Source organism: Phyllobacterium sp. NPDC097923 (assembly GCF_044760925.1).
In the GTDB taxonomy this organism is placed as follows: Bacteria; Pseudomonadota; Alphaproteobacteria; order Rhizobiales; family Rhizobiaceae; genus Phyllobacterium; species Phyllobacterium calauticae.
In genome coordinates, this window is sequence record NZ_JBIWBL010000001.1 from 1,837,484 (window position 1) to 1,859,314 (window position 21,831).

Sequence of the window (21,831 nt, forward strand, 5' to 3'; positions counted from 1 at the left end):
GCGAAAGCTGGAACTGCGTCAGGACGAGATATCGCTATCGCTGGACCCTGATTGTGCTTCGGCTTCAGCTGCCTCACGCTTTTTCTCGATCAGACGCGCCATCCAGATGGAAACCTCGTAGAGAAGGATCGTCGGGAGTGCAAGACCGATTTGGCTGAGGGGGTCCGGCGGCGTGATCACCGCCGCGACGATAAAGGCAATGACGATGGCGTATTTGCGCTTCGAGCGCAGGCCTTCATAGCTGACAAGCCCAACCCGCGCGAGCAGCGACGTGACCACCGGCAACTGGAACACCAGGCCAAACGCGAAAATCAGCGTCATGATCAGGCTCAGATATTCCGAAACCTTGGGCAGAAGTGAAATCTGCACTTCACCAGCGCCGCCGGTCTGCTGCATGGCAAGGAAGAACCACATCACCATGGGGGTGAAAAAGAAGAACACCAGTGCGCCGCCCATCAGGAACAGCACCGGCGACGCGATCAGGAATGGCAGAAATGCCATCCGTTCATTCTTGTACAGACCCGGCGCGACAAACTTGTAAATCTGCGAGGCAATGACGGGAAAAGCCAGAACAATGCCGCCGAACATGGCGATCTTGACCTGCGTGAAGAAAAACTCCTGCGGCGCCGTATAGATCAATTGCGCCTTTGCCGGATCAAAGCCGGCCCAGGACACGGCCCACTGATACGGGATGACCAGAACATTGAACAACTGCCGGCCAAAATGGAAGCAGACAAGGAATGCCACGAAAAACGCCACCAATGCCCAGATCAGCCGGCGGCGCAATTCGATGAGGTGTTCGATCAGCGGGGCCGAGCTCTTATCAATGTCGTCGTCGGTCTTGCTCAAGATTTTGTCCCCGTATCGCCAGCTTTGGCCTTGGCACGCGGCTTGGCCGTTCTTTTTGCTGGTGCAGTCTGTGCAGGCGTTTCTGCCGGTATTTTGGCGGCAGATGGCTTGGCCGCAACTTTGACAGGCGCAGCGGCCTTGGCCGTTGCCTTGGCTGGTGCAGCCTTGCCGGATACAGCGGCGGAAGCCGGTGTCTCAGCCGCAGCCTTGGGCTTGCTGGCCCGGCGGGTTTTCTTTGGCGCCGTGGCCGTCATCAGCGGAGCGACAGGCTCCATCGTCTGCGGTTGAAGCTGCGTCGCGCCGGGAGCGGAAGGATCGGGTACGGCAATGTTGTCTTTGCCGGCCGTACCGCCATCCTTCAGGCTTGAGCGGATTTCCTCGCCAATCGTGCGGACGGGATCGAAAACCTTGCGGATATCGTTGCGCGGATCGAGGCTTTTGGCATCGTTGATGATATCGCGCACGTCATCGAGCTCGGCCTCTTTGAGGGCTTCATCGAATTGACGCCGGAATTCACCCGCGGTCGCGCGAAATTTGGCCGTCGCCTTGCCAAAGGCGCGCAGCATTTTCGGCAAATCTTTTGGCCCGACCACCACGATCACAACGATCACGATCACCAGGATTTCCGACCAACCAACATCAAACATTCATCATGCTCCGGCCGCAGCGAGACAGCAAAGCCCCGCGCAGGAAAAAACTAAATCAAGCCACTCAGGACTTCGTTGTCTTTTCCTTGACGGAATTCACCGGCTGGTTCGGCTGATTATCGATCGTCTTGGAATTGTCAGCCGCATCATCATCGGCCATGCCGCTCTTGAAGTTCTTGATACCCTTGGCAACGTCGCCCATCAGTTCGGGAATCTTGCCGCGACCAAAAACCAGAAGCACGATCGCCAATACGATCAGCCAGTGCCAGATTGAAAAACTACCCATTTTACCCTCGCATTCGCTCAACAGTTTGAGCTCATCTATGCCTTTTCCCCGTGCTTTTCAAACACAAGTGCATATTGTTGTTTCACATTCATGTAAGTTCGGCGCAAGTGCGAATTGAAATCTTCAGCACGAATTTTCCGAACCGGCATCGTCTGCGCCACCATTGCGCACAAATATGGCAAATAAAAATTCAATCGTGTTCCACACGCGGCGTCAAAAGTCCAAGTTCTTCCAGATCGATATCGGTCAACGGATCTTCGTCTTCGGTCAATTCATCGGGATCATTGACCGGGATGGGAATGGCGAAATTGGCAGGCATGCGCGCGGACAACAGTCCGGCGCCGCGCAATTCGTCGATCCCCGGCAGATCGCGCACCTCCTGCAGGCCGAAATGATCGAGGAACGAGGATGTCGTGCCATAGGTGATCGGCCGCCCCGGCGTGCGCCGGCGCCCGCGGAACTTGATCCAGCCCGTCTCCATCAGCACATCCAGCGTGCCCTTTGACGTCTCCACGCCGCGAATATCTTCAAGCTCCGCCCGCGTCACCGGCTGGTGATAGGCAATCACGGCGAGCACTTCGAGTGCGGCTCGCGAAAGCTTCTTCTGCTGTACTGCCTCGCGGTTCATCAGGAAGGCAAGATCGGCTGCGGTGCGGAAGGCCCATGCGCCGCCAACCTGCAGGAGATTGATACCGCGCTTGGAATACACCGACTGCAACTCGCCAAGCAGCGCCGGAACGTCGATCCCCGAGGGAAGACGCTCTTCCAGCGCCCTCACTGTCACCGGCTCGGCTGAGGCAAACAGGATAGCCTCGGCCATGCGCAACGCATCGGATACGGAGATCGTCGATTTCCAGTCCGCCTCGCGGCTGTCGCTTTCATCGTTATCGGGCTGGATATGCAGAGGACCGGTTTCAGCCATTGACCACGTCCCTCATCGTTGTCAGCGGCGGCTGGTCGGTCTTTTCAGCCGGTCTTGGCGGCCGGTCCCGCAGGAAAATCGGCTTGAACGCACCGGTCTGCTGGATTTCCATATGCCCTTCCCGCACCATTTCAAGGCTGGCGGCAAAGGAGCTGGCCAGCACGGTGGCGCGCTCGCTGGGCGACGCGATGAAATCGAGGAGGTATTGATCCAATGCGGTCCAATCCTTCATCTCACCGACAAGACGCATGAGAATGGTACGTGCTTCCTTCAGTGACCAGACACTGCGGCGCGCGATCTGCACGTGGGAAATCGCCTGCTTCTGCCGTTGCGAGGCATAGGCGGTCAGGAGTTCGTAAAGCGTTGCCGAATAGATATTGGTCTGATCGACAATGACGGCTTCCGGCATGCCGCGGGCAAAGACATCGCGGCCAAGGCGATTGCGGTTGACCAGCTTCGTGGCCGCATCGCGCATGGCTTCCAGCCGCTTCAAGCGGAATTGCAGCGTCGCCGCCAGCTCCTCGCCGCTCTCGCCTTCATCGCCGGGGGTCTTCGGGATCAGCAGCTTGGACTTGAGGTAGGTCAGCCAGGCCGCCATGACCAGATAGTCGGCGGCAAGCTCCAGCCGCAGCGCTTGGGCCTGGCGGATGAAGATCAGATACTGCTCGACAAGGGCAAGCACGGAAATGCGGGCCAGATCGACCCGCTGGTTGCGCGCCAGATGCAGAAGCAGATCGAGAGGGCCTTCAAAACCCTTGATGTCGATCAGAAGCGACGGCTCGCTGACACCACGATCGGATGCACTTTCCCACAGCGCCTCCATGGGTGCCGCGGTCTTGCCATTGGTTTTCTGATCCGTCGCCGTCAACTCTTTCTCGCTTCTATGCCACCGCTTCGAAGAAACGCTGGAATTCTTCCCGGATTTCCGCTTCATCCGAAGCATCCGGCTTTCTCGCATATTGGATTGCCCGTTGTGCCCGCTCCAGCGCCTTGCCGTTCAGCTCGGGTGTGCAGGAAGCAACCGCCGTCATCTGTTCCATAATGCCGTGGCAGTGAAGCACGATATCGAGGCCCGCCGCAAAGATTGCTTTGGTCCGGTCAAAATAATCCCCAGAAAGTGCGTTCATCGACACGTCATCGCTCATCAGTAGCCCGTCAAAGCCGATATGGCCGCGAATGATCTCTTCCACAACCTTGCCGGATGTTGTCGCCGGATGCTTCGGGTCGATGGCCGAGAAGATGACATGGGCGCTCATCGCCATGGGCAGATGCGCCAGAGCCCGGAACGGGGCAAAGTCGTGTTCCGCCAATTCGTCGAGCGGCGTCGTCACGGTCGGCAATTCGTGATGGGTGTCGGCAAATGCGCGGCCATGGCCGGGAATGTGCTTCATCACAGGCAGCATGCCGCCCGCCAGAAGGCCTTCCGCCGCAGCCCTGCCCATCGCCGTGACGATTTCCGGATGCTTGCCGTAGGCACGGCTGCCGATGACCTCGTTGGCGCCCTCAACCGGAACATCGAGAACCGGAAGACAATCGACATTGACGCCGAGTTTCATGAGATCAAACGCGTGAAGGCGCGAAAGCAGCCAGGCCGCGCGCAATCCCGCCTCTTCGTCCTGCTTGAACAGGGCACCCAGCGCCGATCCGGCGGGATAATTGGGCGCCAGCGGCGGCCGCAGACGCTGCACCCGCCCACCTTCCTGATCGATCAGCACAGGGGCTTCGTCACGCCGCACCAGATCGCGCAGATGCGCGGTCAGATCCTCGACCTGTGCCGCTTCGCTGACATTGCGGGCAAACAAGATAAAACCCCACGGGCGTTCATCGCGGAAGAACGCGATTTCGTCGGGGGTCAGTTTCAGACCGGACGTGCCGGCAATCCATGCTTTTGATTCGCTCATGGGTAAAGTCTACTGCGGTGATGCAAAAAAGGAAAAGGCGGCCATTGGCCGCCTTTGTCTGGTTATGTGGCGGGCTTACTGCGTCACGAAGCAGCTGCCGCCCGCCGACTTGAACTTGGTGCACAGATTGACGGCAGCGTCCTTTGTACCGGCCGGGATACGAACACGGTAGAATGTACCCTTGCCGGCAATCTCGGCCTGCTTGATATCGACACCGCGACCGGCGATCACGCCGGGATAGCGCTGGGCGAGCGAAGCATAGGTCTTCTGCGCGCCTTCCGCCGTCGGCTGCGAAGCAACCTGGATCAGATAGGTGCCCGGCGCCACGGCAGAAGCAACCTGCTGCTGCGGCTGACCGGCCGGCTTTTGCGGCGCGACGCGATCAACAACGTTCAAGGGCTGGTCCGCCGGACGGGAGTCGACAATCGGGACATTCTTCGGCGCAACGGAGGCAACCGTCTCTGCCGTGATCTTCTTCGTCTCGACCGCCTTGGCCGGCAGCTTGCCGGTTGCCGGAGCCTGCGGCTTGGCAACCAGGGGCTCAACGGCCGGTTTTGGCGTTGCAGGATTGCTGGCCGCTGCAAGCGAGCCGATCTGATCGTTGCCGTCGGGCATCGCGCTGACCGGGGCCGGCGCCGCCGGTGCCGGACGCGCCATGGGCGCGGCGGCAGGACCTGAAGCGACGGGATCGGCAGCCTGCGGAATGGCGGCGACCATGGTACCATCGGGCTTCACGACCATGGTCTGAACCTTGCGCGGTGCGATGGCGCCATTCGGCTGGGCCTGCTCCGCGCTCGAAGCCATGTTCGCAGCGGCGGGATCGACCCGCTCCTCGGCCTTGGTTCCGGCAATATCCTCATCCGTATCGGCAGTCAGATCGACCGGCTTTTCCTGGGTCGTGACAAGCTGCTGCTGCTTTGGCGGCGATGTATCCGCCGTCGCACCCTTTTCATAAACGATCTTGTCCTGGACAGGCGCTGTCGTGTTCGCCGTGCTTTCCGGCTGAACCTTGATCGGGGCTTTGTCGGCCATGATCACCACGGGCGCGCCACCCGATCCGCTGGTCCATTTATAGGCAACGGCACCGGAAACGGCGAGTAGAACGGCTGCTGCTACGGCACCCGGCACAACGAAGCTGCGTTTGCGGCTCATCGGCTGGGCATAGGTCGTTGCAGCCATGCCGACATCGTCGCGTTTTGGATCGTAGCCAAAATCCATGTCGTCTTCAGGACCGTTGCTGTAGCTGCTGGCAACCGGACGGGACTGATGCGCGCTGGCAGCAGCTACTCCGACAGCCGCCGCTGCGGCGACACCGGCTCCGGCAGCCGCATAGTTTGCCGGGCTATAATGTCCCTGCTCAGCCTCATTGCCGAAAACATCGGCAAAAATATCGGCGTATTCGTCCTTGGCGGCCGGCGCCGGCTGCTGCGGCTCCTCCTGCGGCGCCGTATAGGCCGCGCGGGTATCATCCGCCTCGATCGAGCCGAAGACTTCAGCAAATTCGGTTTCAAGCTCGCCCAGGCCATTGTGCTGCGGAACATCGTCTTCGTAGTGCACTTCAGGCAGATCGAGCGACTCCGTGTACTCGACCCGGTTCTCGGTGACCGCCACGGTGTGAACATCGGGCGCAGAGGAGATTGACGAGGCCGCACGATCCAGCTCATCCGCATAGCCGCTCAAATCCTGCGGCTCCGGCAGATGGTGGGTTTCTGCAGCAGCCAAGGGCGCAACGGGAGCAAGCTCCGGCTCGCGAACGGCCGCATAGGAATGCACGGGGCTCTGGTAACGGGGCAGCTCTGCGTCCAGCGTATGCGCCGGAACAGCTTCGTCTTCCACATCCAGCGGCACTTCGAAATCGTCGAAGGCAGCCATCAGTTCTTCCGTGTCGAAATCCTCAAGCAGATCGCCCTGAACCGCTGCCACCTCTTCGTGCACCGGAACCGGCGCGTAGGCAGCCGAAGCCGGGACAGGCGCGGCCTGATAGGCCGCAGGTTCCGGTGCATAGGCCGGCTTCGCCTCGGCAACCGGCTGGGTGACGGACGGCGCATAGGAGGTTGCGCGGCTGATAATGGGAGCAGCTTCCGTACGGCCGATGACCGGCGCTTGCGAACCATACCCCCAGGAAGCGTTTGCCGAGCGCTGAACCACAGGCTTCGCCGCACCGGCAAGAAGCGTCTCAAGTTCATCTTCAAGGCTTAAGGACGGCGCCGCAACGACAGCGCGTTCCGGCTGCGCCGGTTCGGGCACAAAGCTGACGGGCTCGTGCCCATCGCGCCCCTCACCCGTTTCACCGTCGGCATAAACGGCGTCCGGCTCGTAATCGGCGTAGTCGGGTTCCTCATAGATCGCGACGGGCTCGGCTGCGGCATGCGCATAATCCGCATTCGACATCAATTCCCGTTCCACCGCGTCCTGAATATCGAAGTGAGCAAACCGATCCGGCTCAGCATGACTGTGCACGGGCTCCGGGGCTGCCGCCGGGGCGGCACGCTGAGGATGCTCCTCAAAATCGCCCATGAGCTCGCGCTCCAGATCCATAGCAAGATCCTCGCCCGATCCGGTTGCCGTATGTTCCTCTTCGACAGGCGTTCCCATGATACGGGAAAGCTCCATCAGAGGGTCGTCATTACCGAATCGCGAATCATCCTGCCGGTGAGAACGCTGAAGATAGTTGTCCGCCATGGCGTTAATCCTGTACTCTCAACTATGGACGTCAAAAGACGTCACGCATTGGCCATACCAGCGCAATGTGGGCAAAAGTTGACAGGATTTCCGCGCCTTTCAGCGCATTTCGGTTGGGGCGTCCGCACCAATGATAGACAATCCGGACGCCAAAACCTTAGAAACAACCTGCACCAGCCCTAGCCTGGCTTGGGACAAGTTTGGATCGTTAACCTTAATAAAACGTAAGTCCGCGTTTTCGGTTCCCTTATTCCACTGCGCGTGCAGCGAACTTGCCAGGTCATAAAGGTAGAAAGCAAGGCGGTGCGGCTCCTGATGGACGGCCGCCGTTTCAATCAAACGCGGGTATTCGGCGAGCTTGCGGATGAGCGCAATTTCGCTTTCGTCCGTCAGCAAACCGAAGTGCTGGGCACTGGCCGCCAGTGATTCTTCGCCCAGCCCAAGCTGTTCGATCGCCTGCCGGAACACGGAATGGCACCGCGCGGAGGCATACTGGACGTAGAAGACCGGATTGTCCTTGGAATGTTCGGTGACCTTGGCGAAGTCGAAATCCAGCGGCGCGTCATTCTTCCGGTACAGCATCATGAACCGGACGGGATCACGCCCGACTTCTTCCACCACATCGCGCAGGGTAACGAATTCGCCCGAGCGTTTCGACATGCGCACTGGCTCGCCATTGCGATAGAGTTTGACGAGCTGGCAGATGAGAACCGTCAGCTTGGCCGTACCGCCGGAAACAGCGCGTGCCAGCGATTCAAGCCGCTTGACGTACCCACCATGATCGGCCCCGAGCACATAGATCATCTCATCGAAGTGCCGGTCGTACTTGTCCTTGAAATAGGCAACGTCGGCGGCAAAATAGGTGAACTGTCCGTCGGACTTCACCAAAGGCCGGTCGATATCGTCACCCACATCGGTCGAACGGAACAGGGTCTGCTCGCGATCTTCCCAGTCCTCCGGCAGCTGGCCCTTGGGCGGCGGCAGCTTGCCTTTGTACACATGTCCCTTCAGCGTCAGGTCGTTGATTGCCGACCTGATCTGCTTGGCGTTGTCCGCATGCAGCGTCCGCTCGGAGAAAAACACATCGTGATGCACATTGAGCGACGCAAGATCGTCGCGGATCATCACCATCATGGCATCGATGGTCCGATCCTTGATGATCGCGGTCGCTTCTTCTTCCGGCATTGCCAGAAGTTTCGTGCCGTAATCGGCGGCAAGCGCCTGCCCGACCGGAACAAGATAGTCGCCGGGATAAAGGCCAGCCGGAATCTCGCCGATATGCTCACCCAGCGCTTCGCGGTAACGCAGCATCACCGAGTTGGCAAGCACATCGATCTGCGCGCCCGCATCGTTGATGTAATATTCCTTGGTCACATCATAACCGGCAAAGGACAGAAGATTGGCAAGGGCATCGCCGACAACGGCGCCCCGGCAATGCCCCACATGCATCGGCCCGGTCGGATTGGCTGAAACGAACTCGACATTGACCCTGTGGCCGTAGCCCAGCTTCGACCGGCCATAGTCGAGACCGGCGCCCAGCATGCCGGCCAGTTGCCCGTGCCAGTACGTATCCTTCAAGCGCAGGTTGATAAAACCCGGTCCGGCAACGTCAACAGAGCCGACATCCGGGTCATTTTTCAGCGCGTCGCCGATCTTTATCGCCAGTTCGCGCGGGTTTTGGCCAACGGCTTTCGACAGAACCATCGCGGCATTCGTTGCGATATCACCGTGGCTCGGATCGCGCGGCGGCTCCACGCCAACGCGGGACAGATCCACATCGGCGCCATCAATGGTTTTCAATTCAAGCGCTTGCAGGGCTTTTTTAATCCGCGCATCGAAATCGGCGAAGATGTTCATGACGTTATACTCGATCGGGTTTTTCACGTTGGTGCGGTCGTGTGACCGCGATTGGCCCTTCGCTTAAGCCAATTCGGGCGTATGGTCAAACAAGCGGCGATGCTCGCGCACAGCATAAGTGTCGGTCATGCCCGCCAGGAAATCCGCCACAAGCCGTGCGCGCGCCGCCAAACCGTCGTGTTTCGGCCCCTCGCGCCAGCCTTCCGGCATGGTCTGCTCGTCGGCCATATAGGCATCGAACAAATCGCGCACGATCTGATCGGCGGACTTTCTGATGCGGATGACGCTCTCGTGGAAATAGAGATTCTTGTAAAGGAACGATTTGAGCAGCTTTTCCTTGTCCCGCATGGCCCCGGAAAACCCGATGAGCATGCGTCCGGCATTGTGAATATCGTCCACGCATTGCGGTTGCAGCGCTTCGATATTGGTTTGGGCCGTGCGGATAACGTCTTCGACCATGATGGTGATCTGCCGCCGCACGATTTCGTGCGATGTACGGACATCATCGAGAACGGGATATTTCTGCCGCACCGCGCGCAGGATGTCGCCCGTCAGCGGAACCTCCTCCAATGCCTCCAGCGACAGCAGCCCGGAACGCAGGCCATCGTCGATATCATGCGCGTTGTAGGCGATATCGTCGGCAATTGCCGCGCACTGCGCCTCCAGCGAGGCATAACGGCTGAGTTCGAGGTCATATTGGCTGTTATACTCGACAATGGCGGCCGGCACGGGGTGCTTCAGTCCCTGGCCATCCGCTCCCGTCAGCGGACCGTTGTGCTTCACAAGCCCTTCAAGCGTCTCCCAGGTCAGGTTCAGCCCGTCGAACTCCGCATAGCGCCTTTCAAGGCTGGTCACGATCCGCAATGACTGGGCATTGTGGTCGAACCCGCCAAACGCCTTCATTTTTTCGTTGAGCGCATCTTCGCCCGTATGGCCGAACGGCGTGTGGCCGAAGTCATGCACCAGGGCAATCGCCTCGGCCAGATCTTCATCGAGCCGCATCGACCGTGCCAATGCCCTGGCAATCTGCGCCACTTCGATCGTGTGGGTCAGCCGGGTGCGATAGTGATCCCCCTCATGGGCGATGAACACCTGTGTCTTGTGCTTCAGGCGCCGAAAGGCGGTGGAATGGATGATGCGGTCGCGATCACGCTGGAAAACCGTGCGTGTCGGACTCTCGTTTTCCGGCACGAGGCGGCCGCGACTGCGTTGCGGATCGCAGGCATAGGGCGCCCTCTCCCTGTATCCGAAGCCAATTCCCTGCATCGACATGATTGAATTGAATGCCTTCCCACTTTGCGGCCGCGCTGGTCGTTGACTTCGCGGTCGCCAATTCTTAGCTATGGTGTATGATGAATGGCAAGGTGTGACATGGCAATGTCAACTTAAGCCGGAGCGCTGCGAACTGGTTCGCATTTGGAGCGTGAAGAAATGAGCGATGCAATGAATGTTTCCGTATCCGATGCTGCTGCCAAGCGCATTTCGGCAATTCTGAAGTCCGATCCCGAGAAGACCGCCCTGCGCATTTCCGTCGAAGGCGGCGGCTGCTCGGGCTTTTCCTACAAATATGATCTGGTCGATGCGCAGGACGCCGATGACATCGTCATCGAGAAACTCGGCGCAAAGGTGCTGATTGATTCGATATCCCTGCCCTATATCGGCGGTTCCGAAATCGATTTCGTCGATGACCTGATGGGACAGTCTTTCCAGATCCGCAATCCCAACGCCACCGCGTCCTGCGGCTGCGGAACCAGTTTTTCCGTCTGACCGGCGTTTCAGATTTCGCGCAATCAAAACTCAGCAAAGTCGTTGTTTCCCATGAAAATTGTCACCTGGAACATCAATGGTGTGAAAGCGCGGATCGAAGTTCTGACAGCGTGGCTGCGGGAATCCAATCCGGACATCGTCTGCCTGCAGGAAATCAAGTCCGTCGACGAGCAATTTCCGCGAGGTGAAATCGAAGCCCTCGGCTATCACGTCGAAACCCACGGCCAGAAGGGCTTCAATGGCGTTGCCATCCTGTCGAAGAAGAGCCCGGACGAAGTAATCCGCGGCCTGCCCGGCGAGGATACCGACGAGCAGTCTCGCTTCATCGAAGCGGTATTTTCGACGGAAACCGGCGCCATCCGGGTTGTTTCACTGTATCTGCCCAACGGCAATCCCATCGATACGGAAAAATTCCCCTACAAGCTGCGCTGGATGGAGCGTCTGGAACGCTGGGCGGAAGACCGGCTTGCCCTGGAAGAACCGCTTGTCCTGGCGGGCGACTACAATGTCATTGCCCAGCCGAAGGACGCCAAACACCCCGAAGCATGGCTGAATGACGCGCTGTTCCAGCCGGAATCGCGCCAGGCATTGCGCCGGCTGGAAAACCTCGGTTTCACCGACGCGACCCGTGCCGTCACGGATGAGGCGGGGACATACACATTCTGGGATTATCAGGCTGGCGCCTGGCAGAAGAACAACGGCATCCGCATCGACTATCTGATGCTGTCGCCGGAGGCCGCCAACCGTCTCACCTCCGCCAGCATCGAAAAACATGTCCGCGCCTGGGAAAAGCCGTCGGATCACGTGCCTGTGGCAATCGCCTTGGCATGATTTGCGGCTGAAGGCCTATCGGGTCAGCTCGGGCTGGCTCTTCCCGATCAGAAATCGCCGGTTTTGATGATGTCTTCGGCAAGCACGATGGCCGTCCGGCGATCAGCCTCGTTGGCAATGGAAAATGCCTGTTCCTGAATATCGCCGATCCAGACGCGATCCTGTTTGGATGCCCGCTCGAATGCGGCGGTCATCATGGCCAGCCCGCGCACGGTCTTTCCGGCCTGGAACAGCAGGTTGCCCAGCATGGCCTGCGCACCGGCATGGCCCTTCTGGGCCGAAAGGCGGAACCATCGGGCCGCCTGATTGGGATTCGGCTGGCCGCCCTCACCCTTCATCAGCATCTTGCCGAGTTCGAACTGTGCATCGGAGTCGCCGAAATTCGAGGCGGCCTGCAGATAGAGATCGCGCGCGGCGCTCGGATTGGACTTGATCGGTGAGTTCGGGATGCCGCGTTTCACATAACCGGCAAGGGCCACGAGCGCATCGGCAACATAACTCTCGTTCTGGGCGCCCTGTTCGGCGCCCTCGTGCACGACCTGCTCGAACATCTTGTAGGCTTCGTAGTCATCTTCCTTGACGCCGTCGCCTTCCGCATACATGCGGCCGAGCTTCCAGTTGGCGCCCTGATGGCCCTTTTCCGCGGCAAACCTCAACGCCTTGACGGCTTCATCCTTGTCGCCCTTCTTGTAGGCGGAAAATCCGAACTTGAAGAGGGCGAAAGGGCTGGAATCCTCATTCATCTCATTGCTGGTGTCGAACGCGTGACAGGGCAGCGTCATGACACTCAAAGCAAGCCCGATCCCGAAAAACGGAGCGGCGAAGCGATCAACAATGAGCATGGCAATACACTTCCTTTGCCCCGACGGGATGCGTCGCAGCCTTGCTGCGCCTGGCACCCCCTGTCAGGACACGATTGACGGCGACACCGGCGAAAACGCCGCCTGCCACCCCTTTTTGAGCGCATATCATTTGCGCTGCGGATGTTCTTGACGATGAATGTGACGCATCATTCCAGCGATCGTTTGACCGCTTTCCGGCAATAGTACGGCCAGATATCAGGGAATGGGATGTGCCTGTAAAAATGGAATCGTAGGGGCAGCGCGTCAGTTCCGACATCGCATAAAGGCTGTTGGTGTAAGCCAGTAAGATCGGTTTTGCGTCCATCATTGCCCCGGGCGGAACATCGGCACCATTGCACGACATTTCTTCAACCACTTATCGGTCGCCGCCCTATCGAGGTGCTCCGGGTTTGTGGCGCAAAATGGGCAAAATTGCCCCTTGCCTCCGCCTTGCAAATCATCGCTCAGAAGTGTTGCTGAATCGTCACAAAACGTAATGGAGAAACTCTTACTTTCGGATTGCCGGCATTGCAGTGCACAATAAACCAACGTCCAAATACTGAAAAAGCCCGGTACGAATACCGGGCTTTTCTGTTCGATCCTGGTCGGATCAGAATTTCATCTTGCCGGAAAGCGATACGGCGGTGACGAGATCGTTGCCGAAGTCATAGGAAGCATCCACACCACAAGGCTGGTTGCCTGTGCACTTCGTCGGGCCGTAGGATCCGGACTTGAGGATGCCGATGGCACCGCCCAGACGAAGTTCAACATTCTTGTTCGGCGAGTATGCGAGACCGCCGGACAGGAGGTAGGTGTCTGTCTGCGTGGTCAGGCCGGTTGTCGTGCCCTTGTCCCAGCTGACCTGCAGCTGACCGCTCCACTGATCGTTGAACTTGTGACCAACACCGCCTGTAACCGTCCAGCCGTCCTGGAACATCAGGTCAAGCGAGGTTGCGCGGACCGGAGACGATGCTCCGCAGGCAACCTTGCCCTTGGTTGCGGTAGGGCAGAAGGCGATAACGTCGAGAACGCTCCAGTCGACCCACTTGACCGAGCCATAGGCCAGCCAGTTCGGCGCAATACCGGTCTGAAGCTTGAATTCGACGGACTGTGGCATTTCGGCAGTGCCATAAACATCCGTGATCCGGCCGGAAAGCGGGTTCGTAGGCGTTTTAGGCAGCTGGGTCAGATCGAGCGTGCCGCCGATTTCGCCGAGGTCAACAGCCGCATTGTACATAAGGCTGGCACGGAAGGCGATTTCTGGGATTTCATAAGCGGCACCAACGCGCCAGCCGACGCCGTCCGCGCTCAGGTTCAGCCTGCCGGTGCCATCGAGCGCACCGTGTGTCAGCAACGGAACAAAGCCGTTGACCATGCGTGTCTTGAAGCCTTCGAGTTCCTGATAGGAAACGCCACCGATGAAACGCAGCGAGCCCTTGTCCGTAACGTGGAACTTGTAGGAGCAGGTCAGGCCCCAGTCATCCGATGAAATCTTGGTTTCAATGTTCTGGTTGTCGCCAGCCCAATTGGAACCTGGCTTCGTATGAACACCCCAAGGCTGGCTGTAGGAGCCCAGGCAGTCCAGATCAGGCGTGATGCCGACCTTCGCGCCAAATTTATAGACGGAATAATCAGGTGTCTCGCTCGTCGAGGACTTCTTGAAGTTCTCATTTCCATCGAGAGGATTGGTGTCCTTGGCATTCTTGATCTTGCGATCAGGCATAACGTAAATCACGCCACCTTCGGTCACAAAACGCTCTTCGCTGAAAAGAAGGTCCCAGTTGTAACCGCCGCGTTCAAGGCCCCCCGCCTGTGCAGCAGTAGCAACACTTGTCAAAAGAAGCGCGCTGCCGATGATTGTGGAAATAGTCTTAGTCATTAAGTCCTCCCCGAGACCTGAAAACCTCTGAACCCGCGATCAAAGTCCAGCAAAATTGTTACCAATACGTAATAGGTAACAAAGCGGGCGAATCGTGCAACTTGTTTGCGAGAGGGCTTGTGAACAGGGCCGAAGCACAAATTTTCAAAACATCGAAATTTCGTGATTTTTCGTCAGGGATTCCCTGATTTTTTCGGCGGCAGACCCTTGCCTGAGGCCGGAAACAGCTGATTTTCAGCAAAAAAACGGCAATGTTGCTCAAATGCAACGGCGGCCAAAAATGACCGAATTGGGGCGAATGACTGTCGAAAATGGGGTGTGCTCCCCCGTCATTCAAGGGGAGCACAGAATAATTCAATCAAATTGAGAATCAATTAGCCCAAAAGGATTAGTTTGATCAGCCGGCTTCGCTGACACGGCGTATAGCCGTTGTAATCTTTTCGATGGATGCCTGCAGCTCGACCAGCCGCTCGCGCTCCGCCTCGACAATTTCCGGCTTCGCATTGGCAACAAATTTTTCATTGCCAAGTTTCTTGCCGATCTTGTCGATTTCCTCGTTGATTTTCCCGGCTTCCTTGCCAAGGCGGGCAACTTCCGCCTTCACGTCAATCAGGCTGCCAAGCGGCAGGCATGCCGTCGCCTCACCGATAACAAACTGCGCCGAGCCCTTGGGGGCTTCATCGGCAAGCTCGATCGTTTCGACACGTGCGCGCCATTTGATCGACGCTTCATGGCGCACCAATCGCTCCTTGGTCACGTCACGCGCTCCGACGACCACCAGCGGTGCCGTGGCAGAGGCAGGGACATTCATTTCCGCCCGGACCGAACGGATGCCCGTCACCAGATCGATCAGCCAGTTGATATCCGCGGCGGCTTCCCCGTCGAGGAAATCCGGCTCCGGCCAGCCGGCATGGCAGAGCAAGGTATCGCGCATTTGCCCCTCGCCGGCCGTATGCGCCCAGAGCTCTTCCGTCATGAACGGCATGAACGGATGCAGCAGCTTGTAGATTTCATCGAGGACATAAGCGGCGCAGGCCTGTGCTTCCGCCTTTGCGTCCACATCCTCGCCATTGAACACCGGCTTCAGCAATTCAATGTACCAGTCGCAGAACTGGTTCCAGACGAACCGGTATGCCGCACCGGCGGCTTCATTGAAGCGATAGCTCGTGATGCCGTCGGTGACGTCGCGCACCGCATTGGTCAGCTCCGTCAATATCCAGCGGTTGACCGTGAGCTTTGCGTCCTGCGGCCGGAAAGCCGGATTGCGCGCAACGCCGTTCATCTCGGCGAAACGTGTCGAATTCCAGAGTTTTGTCCCGAAATTGCGATATCCGGCAATACGGCTTGGATCGAGCTTCACGTCGCGGCCCTGCGCCGCCATGATGGCAAGCGTGAACCGCAGGGCATCGGCGCCATATTCGTCGATCAGATCCAGCGGATCAATGACGTTGCCTTTCGACTTCGACATCTTGGCGCCGTTCTTGTCACGCACCAGCGCGTGGACATAGACCGTGTGGAACGGCTCCTCGTTCATGAAATGCAGGCCCATCATCATCATGCGGGCGACCCAGAAGAAGATGATGTCAAAACCGGTGACCAGCACGTCGGTCTGATAATAGGTGGCAAGCTCCGGTGTCTTGTCCGGCCAGCCCAGCGTCGAGAACGGCCACAGCGCCGACGAGAACCAGGTGTCGAGCACGTCTTCGTCGCGCGTGAGAATATCGCCGGGTTTCAGCTCTTCGAGCAGGTTCTGCACGTGGGCCTTCATCGGCCCCTCATGCGCCAGATAATGCTGAATCGCGGCGCTGAGCGCTTCTTCCTCGGTCTTTTCAACGAAGACCTGGCCATCCGGGCCATACCACGCTGGAATCTGATGCCCCCACCAGAGCTGGCGCGAGATCGTCCAGGGCTGGATGTTTTCCATCCACTCGAAATAGGTCTTTTCCCAGTTCTTCGGCACAAAATTGGTGCGGCCTTCGCGCACGCTGGCAATGGCTGGTTTGGCGAGTTCCGCCGCGTTCACATACCACTGGTCCGTGAGATAAGGCTCGATCGGCACGTCACCGCGGTCGCCATGCGGGACCATATGCGTGTGATCTTCTATCTTTTCGAGATAACCGCCCTCTTCCATCATCGCGACAATCAGCTTGCGCGCAGCAAAGCGATCCTTGCCATCGAGCGCATGAATCAGCTGATCGAGATGACTCGATTTCTCCAATCCTTCGAGGAAGTCGTTGTTATCCTTCAAGAAGATCGAGGCGTCTGTATTGAGAATATTGATCTGCCGCAGATCGTTGCGCTTGCCGACTTCCGCATCGTTGAAGTCGTGGGCGGGTGTGATCTTGACCGCGCCGGACCCGGCTTCCGGATCAGCGTAATCATCGGCAACGATCGGGATGAGACGGCCAACCAGCGGCAGCAGGACATTATTATCGAGAACGGCATGATAGCGCTCATCGGCCGGATTAACGGCAACGCCGGTATCACCCAGCATGGTTTCCGGCCGGGTGGTCGCAACAACGATGTAGGTGTGCGGGTTTTCCGGATCGAAAGCCACGTTCTCGAGCGGATAGCGGAAATGCCAGAGATGGCCCTTGATTTCGCGCTGCTCGACTTCAATGTCCGAAATTGCGGTCAGCAGCTTCGGGTCCCAATTGACCAGCCGCTTGTCCTTGTAGATCAGCCCCTGCTTGTAGAGCGTCACGAAAACTTCCAGAACCGCCTTCGACAGCCCCTCGTCCATGGTGAAGCGTTCGCGCGACCAGTCGCAGGACGCGCCCAGACGCTTCAACTGGCCGGCAATGATGCCGCCGGACTCGGATTTCCATTCCCATACCCGCTCTACGAACTTCTCGCGGCCCATGGCGCGGCGGCCCGGCTGCTGGCGCTCCATCAGCTGGCGCTCCACGACCATCTGCGTCGCAATGCCCGCATGGTCCATGCCCGGCTGCCATAGCACGTTCTTGCCGCGCATACGCTCGAAGCGCACGAGAATGTCCTGAATCGTGTTGTTCAGCGCATGGCCCATGTGCAGCGAGCCGGTCACGTTCGGCGGCGGAATGACGATGGCGAAGGGATCCGCGCCGGGCTTCGAACCGGCTCCGGCCTTGAATGCGCCAGCGTCATCCCAGCGTTCTGCGATCTTCGGCTCTATGGCCGCGGCATCATAGGTCTTCTCAAGCATGCGAATAGTCCGTCATTTTTGCGGAAAAAGGTTAGCTACGGTGTAAACCGAATGGCTGGACATAAGTCAATGATGACTTGCCGAATGTCGACGATGCAATCTTGACTTAGAGGATCGGGACGCTACCGAATGAACTGTCGCACATCGCCGACTGTTCAGGGGGAAAGCATGAAATTTTACAAGCTCATCGCAGCATGCACTGCTGTGACAATTCTGGCTGGCTGCGGGGTATCTGAAGGCCGGTATAAGGAAGTACAAGGCCTCCTGGCAAAACCCGAGAGGCAAAAAGCCGAAATAGGACACTGCTCCAATATGTTCGGCAACATGCCAATGAAAAGTCGCCAGAACATAGCCGTCGTATCAGGACTGAGCGTTTCGAGCATGCCAACGATCCTGTGCAAACGACTGGTTCAAGGCATTGTCAGCGGCAAGCTCACCCGTGCTGACGTCAATTCCGTGAGCAATGGCAACCTTACGCCGGGTGCGTTCAAGGTGATTCAGGGCAGATAGCCGCTTGAATGAAATCAGCGCTTGGCGCCCCGCGCCACGCGCTCGATTTCCTCTCGCACCAGCCGCTCGACCAGATTGGGAAGATTGTTGTCGAGCCAGTCCTGCAGCAAGGGCCGCATGATTTCCTGTGCGATGTCATCGAAGGACCGGCGCTGCTCGTGCTGAACGGCAAAGGAAAGATCGCCAAATGCTGCGCTGACCTGACGCTCCGTCGCTTCCGACAGGATCGGCTCCAGCGCACGCTCGAGATCGAGAGAAACCTCGTCGCCGATGGCAGCCTCGGATGCTTCAGGTGCCGGTGCAACAGGCTCGACTTCCGGCGCCTGATCCGGTGCTTCGGCCTGAGCCTCCCGTTCGACAACCGGTATCTGCGGCGGCACGGGGACAACAGGCGTTTGAATTTCAATCAAAGGTTCAGGCGCGGCAAAAGCTTCAGGCTCCGGCACGGCATAATCCGTCGGCTCGTCAATGACGGGCTCGGGGGCAACCGGGGCCTTCAATACTTCCGGCTGAGGCTCCGGCGGCATTACGACCGCTTCGCGCTCGACAAGCTTGGACTGCAGCGGCGAGAACGGCCTGCCCAATGGCGCTTCATAGGCGTGCGGCAGCGGATGCGAAACGGCAATGCCTTCGCGCGGCGGCAATTCCGCCTCCTCCTCGCTTGTATCATAGGCGTGAAGCGGCGTCTGGACTGCGCTGGCAGGAACTGGAACATCGGAATTGACCGGCATCGGCACACCAGCCTCTGTCCGCGTTGTATCACTCTCTTCAATGATACGACGGATCGAGGCGAGAATCTCTTCCATAGAAGGTTCACGCGCCACGCTGGAGGATTGTGCCATGATACTCTCGCCTACTACATCTTGTTTCGCTGCCGAGCAACGAATCTGCATTCAGTGTAGAGGCTTACATAGTCTTTGAGAATCCCTGCGGCGGAGAATACGGCCTAACCCACAGACTTTTCTGGAACGGCACGCAACCGGCCATCCGCTCGTGAAAATGCCGCCGGCGTGATGACACCGGCGGCATGGGAATAGTTCCAAGAACCGGTTCGAGGCCTAGCGGCCGTCCGGCGTGCGCAATCCGAACCACTTGTCCTTGACGGCGTCGTAATGCTCTTCCGGCTTGTACTGGGCGACCTGCAGGCCGATCTGTTCCGGCAGCAGGCGGCCGACTGCAAGCAGAACGGCGTAGCTTGTGACAACACTGTCATGTTCAGCCTGAGCCAAGGCAATCTGCCCGGACAAAACCTGAGCTTGCTGGTTCAAGACATCGAGCGTGGTGCGCTGGCCAACCTTGCGTTCCTCGATAACGCCGTTCAAGGCCAGCTGGGCAGCCGAGATCACGGCTTTCTGCGCAACAATGGATGCCTTGGCGGCTTCCAGCTGCGACCACGCCTTGGCAATCGCCTGACGCACGCTGTCGCGGGTCACATCCACTTCGATCCGGCGCTGCGCGGCGGTTTCCTTGGCCTGACGGACAAGCGCCGGCGTACGGCCGCCGCTGTAGATCGGAATGGTCAGTGTAATGCCGGCCGATGCTGCCGTTCCGTCGTTCTGCGACGAGTCATTGCCCGAAAACACATCCGTGCGGGTCACACCGCCGCTCAGGCCGATCTGCGGCAGCAAGGCGCCTTCATTCGACTTCACCGAATAGCCCGCAGCGTCAAGAGCGTACTGCGTTGCGAGAATTCCCGGATGATCCTTTGCTGCAATGGCAAAGGCGGAGTCCATCGATTTCGGCAGGTGTTTTGACGCAATGCTTGCAGGCTTCAGCCCCGTCGGCGCTGCACCAACAATCTGGATATAGGTCGCTTCAGCGGTTTTGACGTCTGAACGGGCGACGTTCAGCGTGGCCACGGCCGAGGCCTTCTGTGCTTCGGCCTGGGCAACGTCCGTGCGGGTGCCTTCACCGACATCGAAACGCGCACGGGCAGCGCGCAGCTGCTCGTCAAGAAACTCCAGGTTCTTCTGACGCAGAACCACAATCTGCCGGAACATGTACACATCCATGTAGGCCTGTGCAGCGCTGAACAGCAGATTCTGTGTGTTGTTGCGCAGGTTTTCACGGGCGGCCAGAACCTGGGTCTTGGCCGACGCGACGTTGTTCTTGGTCTGGAAACCGTCAAACAGCGTCTGATTGAGGGAGATGCCGAACGTACCGACATTCGAGTTGCTGGTGTTGCCCCCATCAATTCGGCGTGACGTCGCCGTCAAACCGGCTGTCGCCGAAACTGTCGGGCGATAGCCGGATTTGGCGACCGCAACGCCCTCATCCGTCACCCGCACACCGGCGCGATCAGCATTGAGGGTCGAATTGTTGTCATACGCCTTGGACATCGCGCCAAAGATCGTTTCTGCCATTGAAGGCGCAGAGGTCAAGACCGTCGCCGACAGCAGCGCTGCGGTGAGTACTCGCTTACCCGGTATGAACACCATAAACCCCTTCATTCTCTAAAACTTGGAAACCCCAGACCGAACCGATTGGTTCGACCACATGTCGTTCATTCGCTTTCAATTTGCAAGATGATCCACCGGCACATTTTTCGATATGCGAACAAAGTGGTCAACCGTTGCACTTTTGTCTCATGTGCGACACTCAAAACTCGAACTCAGGCACCCTCTCAAAACCGGGAAGCGGCTTCACGGCAGAGTTGAAAGCAGGACGGCCCGATACTACCCCATCATTCTTGACATAAATCATGGCCTGACCGGAATTGCCCGCGCCTTCAACGGCAACGAGGCGTCCCCCATCCTTCAGCTGTTCAAACAATGGACCAGGAACATGATCAATGCCACCCTCAAACAGAATCACATCATAGGGCGCTTCCGCAGCATACCCTTTTTGCAGCGGCGTGCTAACCACCACCACATTATCATAACCAAGCTGCGCCAATGTGGCAGTCGCCTGCTCGGCAAGCGCCTGGTCATTTTCAATCGCGATCACCGATCCGGCGATGCGCGAAAGCACCCCGGCCGAGTATCCGGTGGCGCAACCGACATCAAGAACCACATCCTCGGGCTGGACATTGGCCAACTGTACAAGCTTGGCGAGAGGCGAAGGCTGCATCAGGTAACGCGCACCTGATTCCACGGTTGCACCCAACACCAGAACATCCTCGTCGATATAGGCAAGTGGCTGACGGACGCTTGGCACGAATTTTTCGCGGGGAACATCGAGGAAGGCCTGAAGCAACGGTTTGTCGGTCACATCAGTCGTACGCAACTGATTGTCGACCATCTTGATGCGAAGATCTTCAAAGTTCAGCGTCATGGTCCACAAGCTTTCCTGGCAAGGCACTTGCAACACAGAGCGCTTGCAAGCGCGTAACTGGCTCCTGCCGGATGATTTCAGCAGAAGCAATAATTTAGGACAGGATGTGGCAAAAAATTAAGCCACCGTCAATCAATGTCTGCCGTGGCGGGGCAACACACGGGCCATTTGCACGCAAATACCGCATCTTTCTCGCGCAGCGTAATCTTTGTGCAACTCTTGTCGCATTATTTCAGGGGCAAATCACCGGCAACAGCCTGTTATCAAGCGATTCTTTCACCGCGGCGGACATGAGATTCGCAGCGACGGATACCCTCGGCAGAAGGCCCGGCAACCGTAGGACAGGCCCCGCGCGGCATTGAAAGAGGGTGTCCTGTTGCAGCGCGAGAAAGAGGTGTCGA

Annotated in this window: 18 protein-coding genes; 3 read left to right on the forward strand and 15 right to left on the reverse strand. The window is 58.3% G+C overall.

From position 1 onward, the window contains the following. Positions 1-18 precede the first annotated feature (18 nt). From tatC to ACIQWS_RS09370, 9 genes are all read right to left on the reverse strand, one after another. Positions 19-849 carry a twin-arginine translocase subunit TatC gene (tatC, locus tag ACIQWS_RS09330; RefSeq protein WP_403175326.1) on the reverse strand — a complete coding sequence of 277 codons (831 nt, stop codon included), beginning with the start codon at positions 847-849 and terminating at the stop codon, positions 19-21. Next, positions 846-1,496, reverse strand: a complete 651-nt coding sequence (gene tatB, locus ACIQWS_RS09335) for a Sec-independent protein translocase protein TatB (RefSeq protein ID WP_403175333.1) — start codon at positions 1,494-1,496, stop codon at positions 846-848. The genes tatC and tatB overlap by 4 nt, the downstream gene beginning before the upstream one ends. A 64-nt stretch (positions 1,497-1,560) precedes the next feature. Next, positions 1,561-1,782 (reverse strand): twin-arginine translocase TatA/TatE family subunit, encoded by a 222-nt coding sequence (locus tag ACIQWS_RS09340; RefSeq protein WP_223613161.1) that lies wholly within the window; start codon positions 1,780-1,782, stop codon positions 1,561-1,563. A gap of 190 nt (positions 1,783-1,972) precedes the next feature. Continuing rightward, positions 1,973-2,704 carry an SMC-Scp complex subunit ScpB gene (scpB, locus tag ACIQWS_RS09345; RefSeq protein WP_346307358.1) on the reverse strand — a complete coding sequence of 244 codons (732 nt, stop codon included), beginning with the start codon at positions 2,702-2,704 and terminating at the stop codon, positions 1,973-1,975. Continuing rightward, positions 2,697-3,572, reverse strand: a complete 876-nt coding sequence (locus tag ACIQWS_RS09350) for a segregation and condensation protein A (RefSeq protein ID WP_403175345.1) — start codon at positions 3,570-3,572, stop codon at positions 2,697-2,699. Before ACIQWS_RS09350 ends, scpB begins: the two co-directional genes overlap by 8 nt. Positions 3,573-3,585: 13 nt before the next feature. After that, positions 3,586-4,605, reverse strand: coding sequence for a beta-N-acetylhexosaminidase (nagZ, locus tag ACIQWS_RS09355; protein ID WP_403175350.1), 1,020 nt, complete (start codon positions 4,603-4,605; stop codon positions 3,586-3,588). A gap of 75 nt (positions 4,606-4,680) precedes the next feature. Further along, entirely contained in the window at positions 4,681-7,287 is a 2,607-nt protein-coding gene (locus ACIQWS_RS09360) for an SPOR domain-containing protein (protein ID WP_403175357.1), read from the reverse strand. 99 nt (positions 7,288-7,386) lie between these two features. Beyond that, positions 7,387-9,144, reverse strand: a complete 1,758-nt coding sequence (gene argS / locus ACIQWS_RS09365; RefSeq protein WP_346308487.1) for an arginine--tRNA ligase — start codon at positions 9,142-9,144, stop codon at positions 7,387-7,389. Positions 9,145-9,207: 63 nt separating this feature from the next. Then, on the reverse strand, positions 9,208-10,416 hold the full coding sequence (locus ACIQWS_RS09370) for a deoxyguanosinetriphosphate triphosphohydrolase (protein WP_403175368.1): 1,209 nt from the start codon (positions 10,414-10,416) through the stop codon (positions 9,208-9,210). A gap of 159 nt (positions 10,417-10,575) precedes the next feature. Between ACIQWS_RS09370 and erpA the strand changes: the two genes are divergently transcribed. Continuing rightward, a complete protein-coding gene (gene erpA / locus ACIQWS_RS09375) occupies positions 10,576-10,911 on the forward strand; it encodes an iron-sulfur cluster insertion protein ErpA (RefSeq protein WP_403175374.1) in 336 nt (111 codons plus the stop codon). 51 nt (positions 10,912-10,962) lie between these two features. Beyond that, positions 10,963-11,742, forward strand: coding sequence for an exodeoxyribonuclease III (gene xth / locus ACIQWS_RS09380; protein ID WP_403175380.1), 780 nt, complete (start codon positions 10,963-10,965; stop codon positions 11,740-11,742). Between the two features lie 47 nt (positions 11,743-11,789). Here xth and ACIQWS_RS09385 read toward each other — a convergent pair whose 3' ends face one another. The 3 genes from ACIQWS_RS09385 to ACIQWS_RS09395 form a co-directional block, all read right to left on the reverse strand. Further along, complete coding sequence (locus ACIQWS_RS09385; RefSeq protein ID WP_403175383.1) at positions 11,790-12,584, reverse strand: tetratricopeptide repeat protein; 795 nt, start codon at positions 12,582-12,584, stop codon at positions 11,790-11,792. A 610-nt stretch (positions 12,585-13,194) separates the two neighbouring features. After that, on the reverse strand, positions 13,195-14,463 hold the full coding sequence (locus ACIQWS_RS09390; RefSeq protein WP_288194487.1) for an OmpP1/FadL family transporter: 1,269 nt from the start codon (positions 14,461-14,463) through the stop codon (positions 13,195-13,197). A 397-nt stretch (positions 14,464-14,860) separates the two neighbouring features. After that, on the reverse strand, positions 14,861-17,647 hold the full coding sequence (locus tag ACIQWS_RS09395; RefSeq protein WP_403175395.1) for a valine--tRNA ligase: 2,787 nt from the start codon (positions 17,645-17,647) through the stop codon (positions 14,861-14,863). A gap of 168 nt (positions 17,648-17,815) precedes the next feature. On the opposite strand from ACIQWS_RS09395, the gene ACIQWS_RS09400 reads away from it, so the two are divergent. After that, positions 17,816-18,157, forward strand: coding sequence for a hypothetical protein (locus ACIQWS_RS09400; RefSeq protein ID WP_346308484.1), 342 nt, complete (start codon positions 17,816-17,818; stop codon positions 18,155-18,157). 14 nt (positions 18,158-18,171) lie between these two features. Here ACIQWS_RS09400 and ACIQWS_RS09405 read toward each other — a convergent pair whose 3' ends face one another. The 3 genes from ACIQWS_RS09405 to ACIQWS_RS09415 all read right to left on the reverse strand — a co-directional run bounded on the left by ACIQWS_RS09405 (position 18,172) and on the right by ACIQWS_RS09415 (position 21,430). Beyond that, the gene (locus ACIQWS_RS09405) at positions 18,172-18,999 is read right to left on the reverse strand and encodes a DUF2497 domain-containing protein (RefSeq protein ID WP_403175401.1); all 828 of its coding nucleotides are present in this window, start codon (positions 18,997-18,999) and stop codon (positions 18,172-18,174) included. Between the two features lie 216 nt (positions 19,000-19,215). Next, positions 19,216-20,595 carry a TolC family outer membrane protein gene (locus ACIQWS_RS09410; RefSeq protein WP_346308482.1) on the reverse strand — a complete coding sequence of 460 codons (1,380 nt, stop codon included), beginning with the start codon at positions 20,593-20,595 and terminating at the stop codon, positions 19,216-19,218. A gap of 160 nt (positions 20,596-20,755) precedes the next feature. Then, positions 20,756-21,430 (reverse strand): protein-L-isoaspartate O-methyltransferase, encoded by a 675-nt coding sequence (locus ACIQWS_RS09415; protein WP_403175409.1) that lies wholly within the window; start codon positions 21,428-21,430, stop codon positions 20,756-20,758. Positions 21,431-21,831 lie beyond the last annotated feature (401 nt).

What these genes read in the sequence shown, in the direction of transcription:
- ACIQWS_RS09390 (WP_288194487.1), bottom strand. Translation starts at nt 14,463, where the DNA reads ATGACTAAGACTATTTCCACAATCATCGGCAGCGCGCTTCTTTTGACA.
- xth (WP_403175380.1), top strand. Translation starts at nt 10,963, where the DNA reads ATGAAAATTGTCACCTGGAACATCAATGGTGTGAAAGCGCGGATCGAA.
- ACIQWS_RS09415 (WP_403175409.1), bottom strand. Translation starts at nt 21,430, where the DNA reads ATGACGCTGAACTTTGAAGATCTTCGCATCAAGATGGTCGACAATCAG.
- erpA (WP_403175374.1), top strand. Translation starts at nt 10,576, where the DNA reads ATGAGCGATGCAATGAATGTTTCCGTATCCGATGCTGCTGCCAAGCGC.
- nagZ (WP_403175350.1), bottom strand. Translation starts at nt 4,605, where the DNA reads ATGAGCGAATCAAAAGCATGGATTGCCGGCACGTCCGGTCTGAAACTG.
- ACIQWS_RS09400 (WP_346308484.1), top strand. Translation starts at nt 17,816, where the DNA reads ATGAAATTTTACAAGCTCATCGCAGCATGCACTGCTGTGACAATTCTG.
- ACIQWS_RS09385 (WP_403175383.1), bottom strand. Translation starts at nt 12,584, where the DNA reads ATGCTCATTGTTGATCGCTTCGCCGCTCCGTTTTTCGGGATCGGGCTT.
- argS (WP_346308487.1), bottom strand. Translation starts at nt 9,144, where the DNA reads ATGAACATCTTCGCCGATTTCGATGCGCGGATTAAAAAAGCCCTGCAA.
- ACIQWS_RS09395 (WP_403175395.1), bottom strand. Translation starts at nt 17,647, where the DNA reads ATGCTTGAGAAGACCTATGATGCCGCGGCCATAGAGCCGAAGATCGCA.
- scpB (WP_346307358.1), bottom strand. Translation starts at nt 2,704, where the DNA reads ATGGCTGAAACCGGTCCTCTGCATATCCAGCCCGATAACGATGAAAGC.
- tatB (WP_403175333.1), bottom strand. Translation starts at nt 1,496, where the DNA reads ATGTTTGATGTTGGTTGGTCGGAAATCCTGGTGATCGTGATCGTTGTG.
- ACIQWS_RS09405 (WP_403175401.1), bottom strand. Translation starts at nt 18,999, where the DNA reads ATGGCACAATCCTCCAGCGTGGCGCGTGAACCTTCTATGGAAGAGATT.
- ACIQWS_RS09340 (WP_223613161.1), bottom strand. Translation starts at nt 1,782, where the DNA reads ATGGGTAGTTTTTCAATCTGGCACTGGCTGATCGTATTGGCGATCGTG.
- ACIQWS_RS09370 (WP_403175368.1), bottom strand. Translation starts at nt 10,416, where the DNA reads ATGTCGATGCAGGGAATTGGCTTCGGATACAGGGAGAGGGCGCCCTAT.
- ACIQWS_RS09410 (WP_346308482.1), bottom strand. Translation starts at nt 20,595, where the DNA reads ATGGTGTTCATACCGGGTAAGCGAGTACTCACCGCAGCGCTGCTGTCG.
- ACIQWS_RS09360 (WP_403175357.1), bottom strand. Translation starts at nt 7,287, where the DNA reads ATGGCGGACAACTATCTTCAGCGTTCTCACCGGCAGGATGATTCGCGA.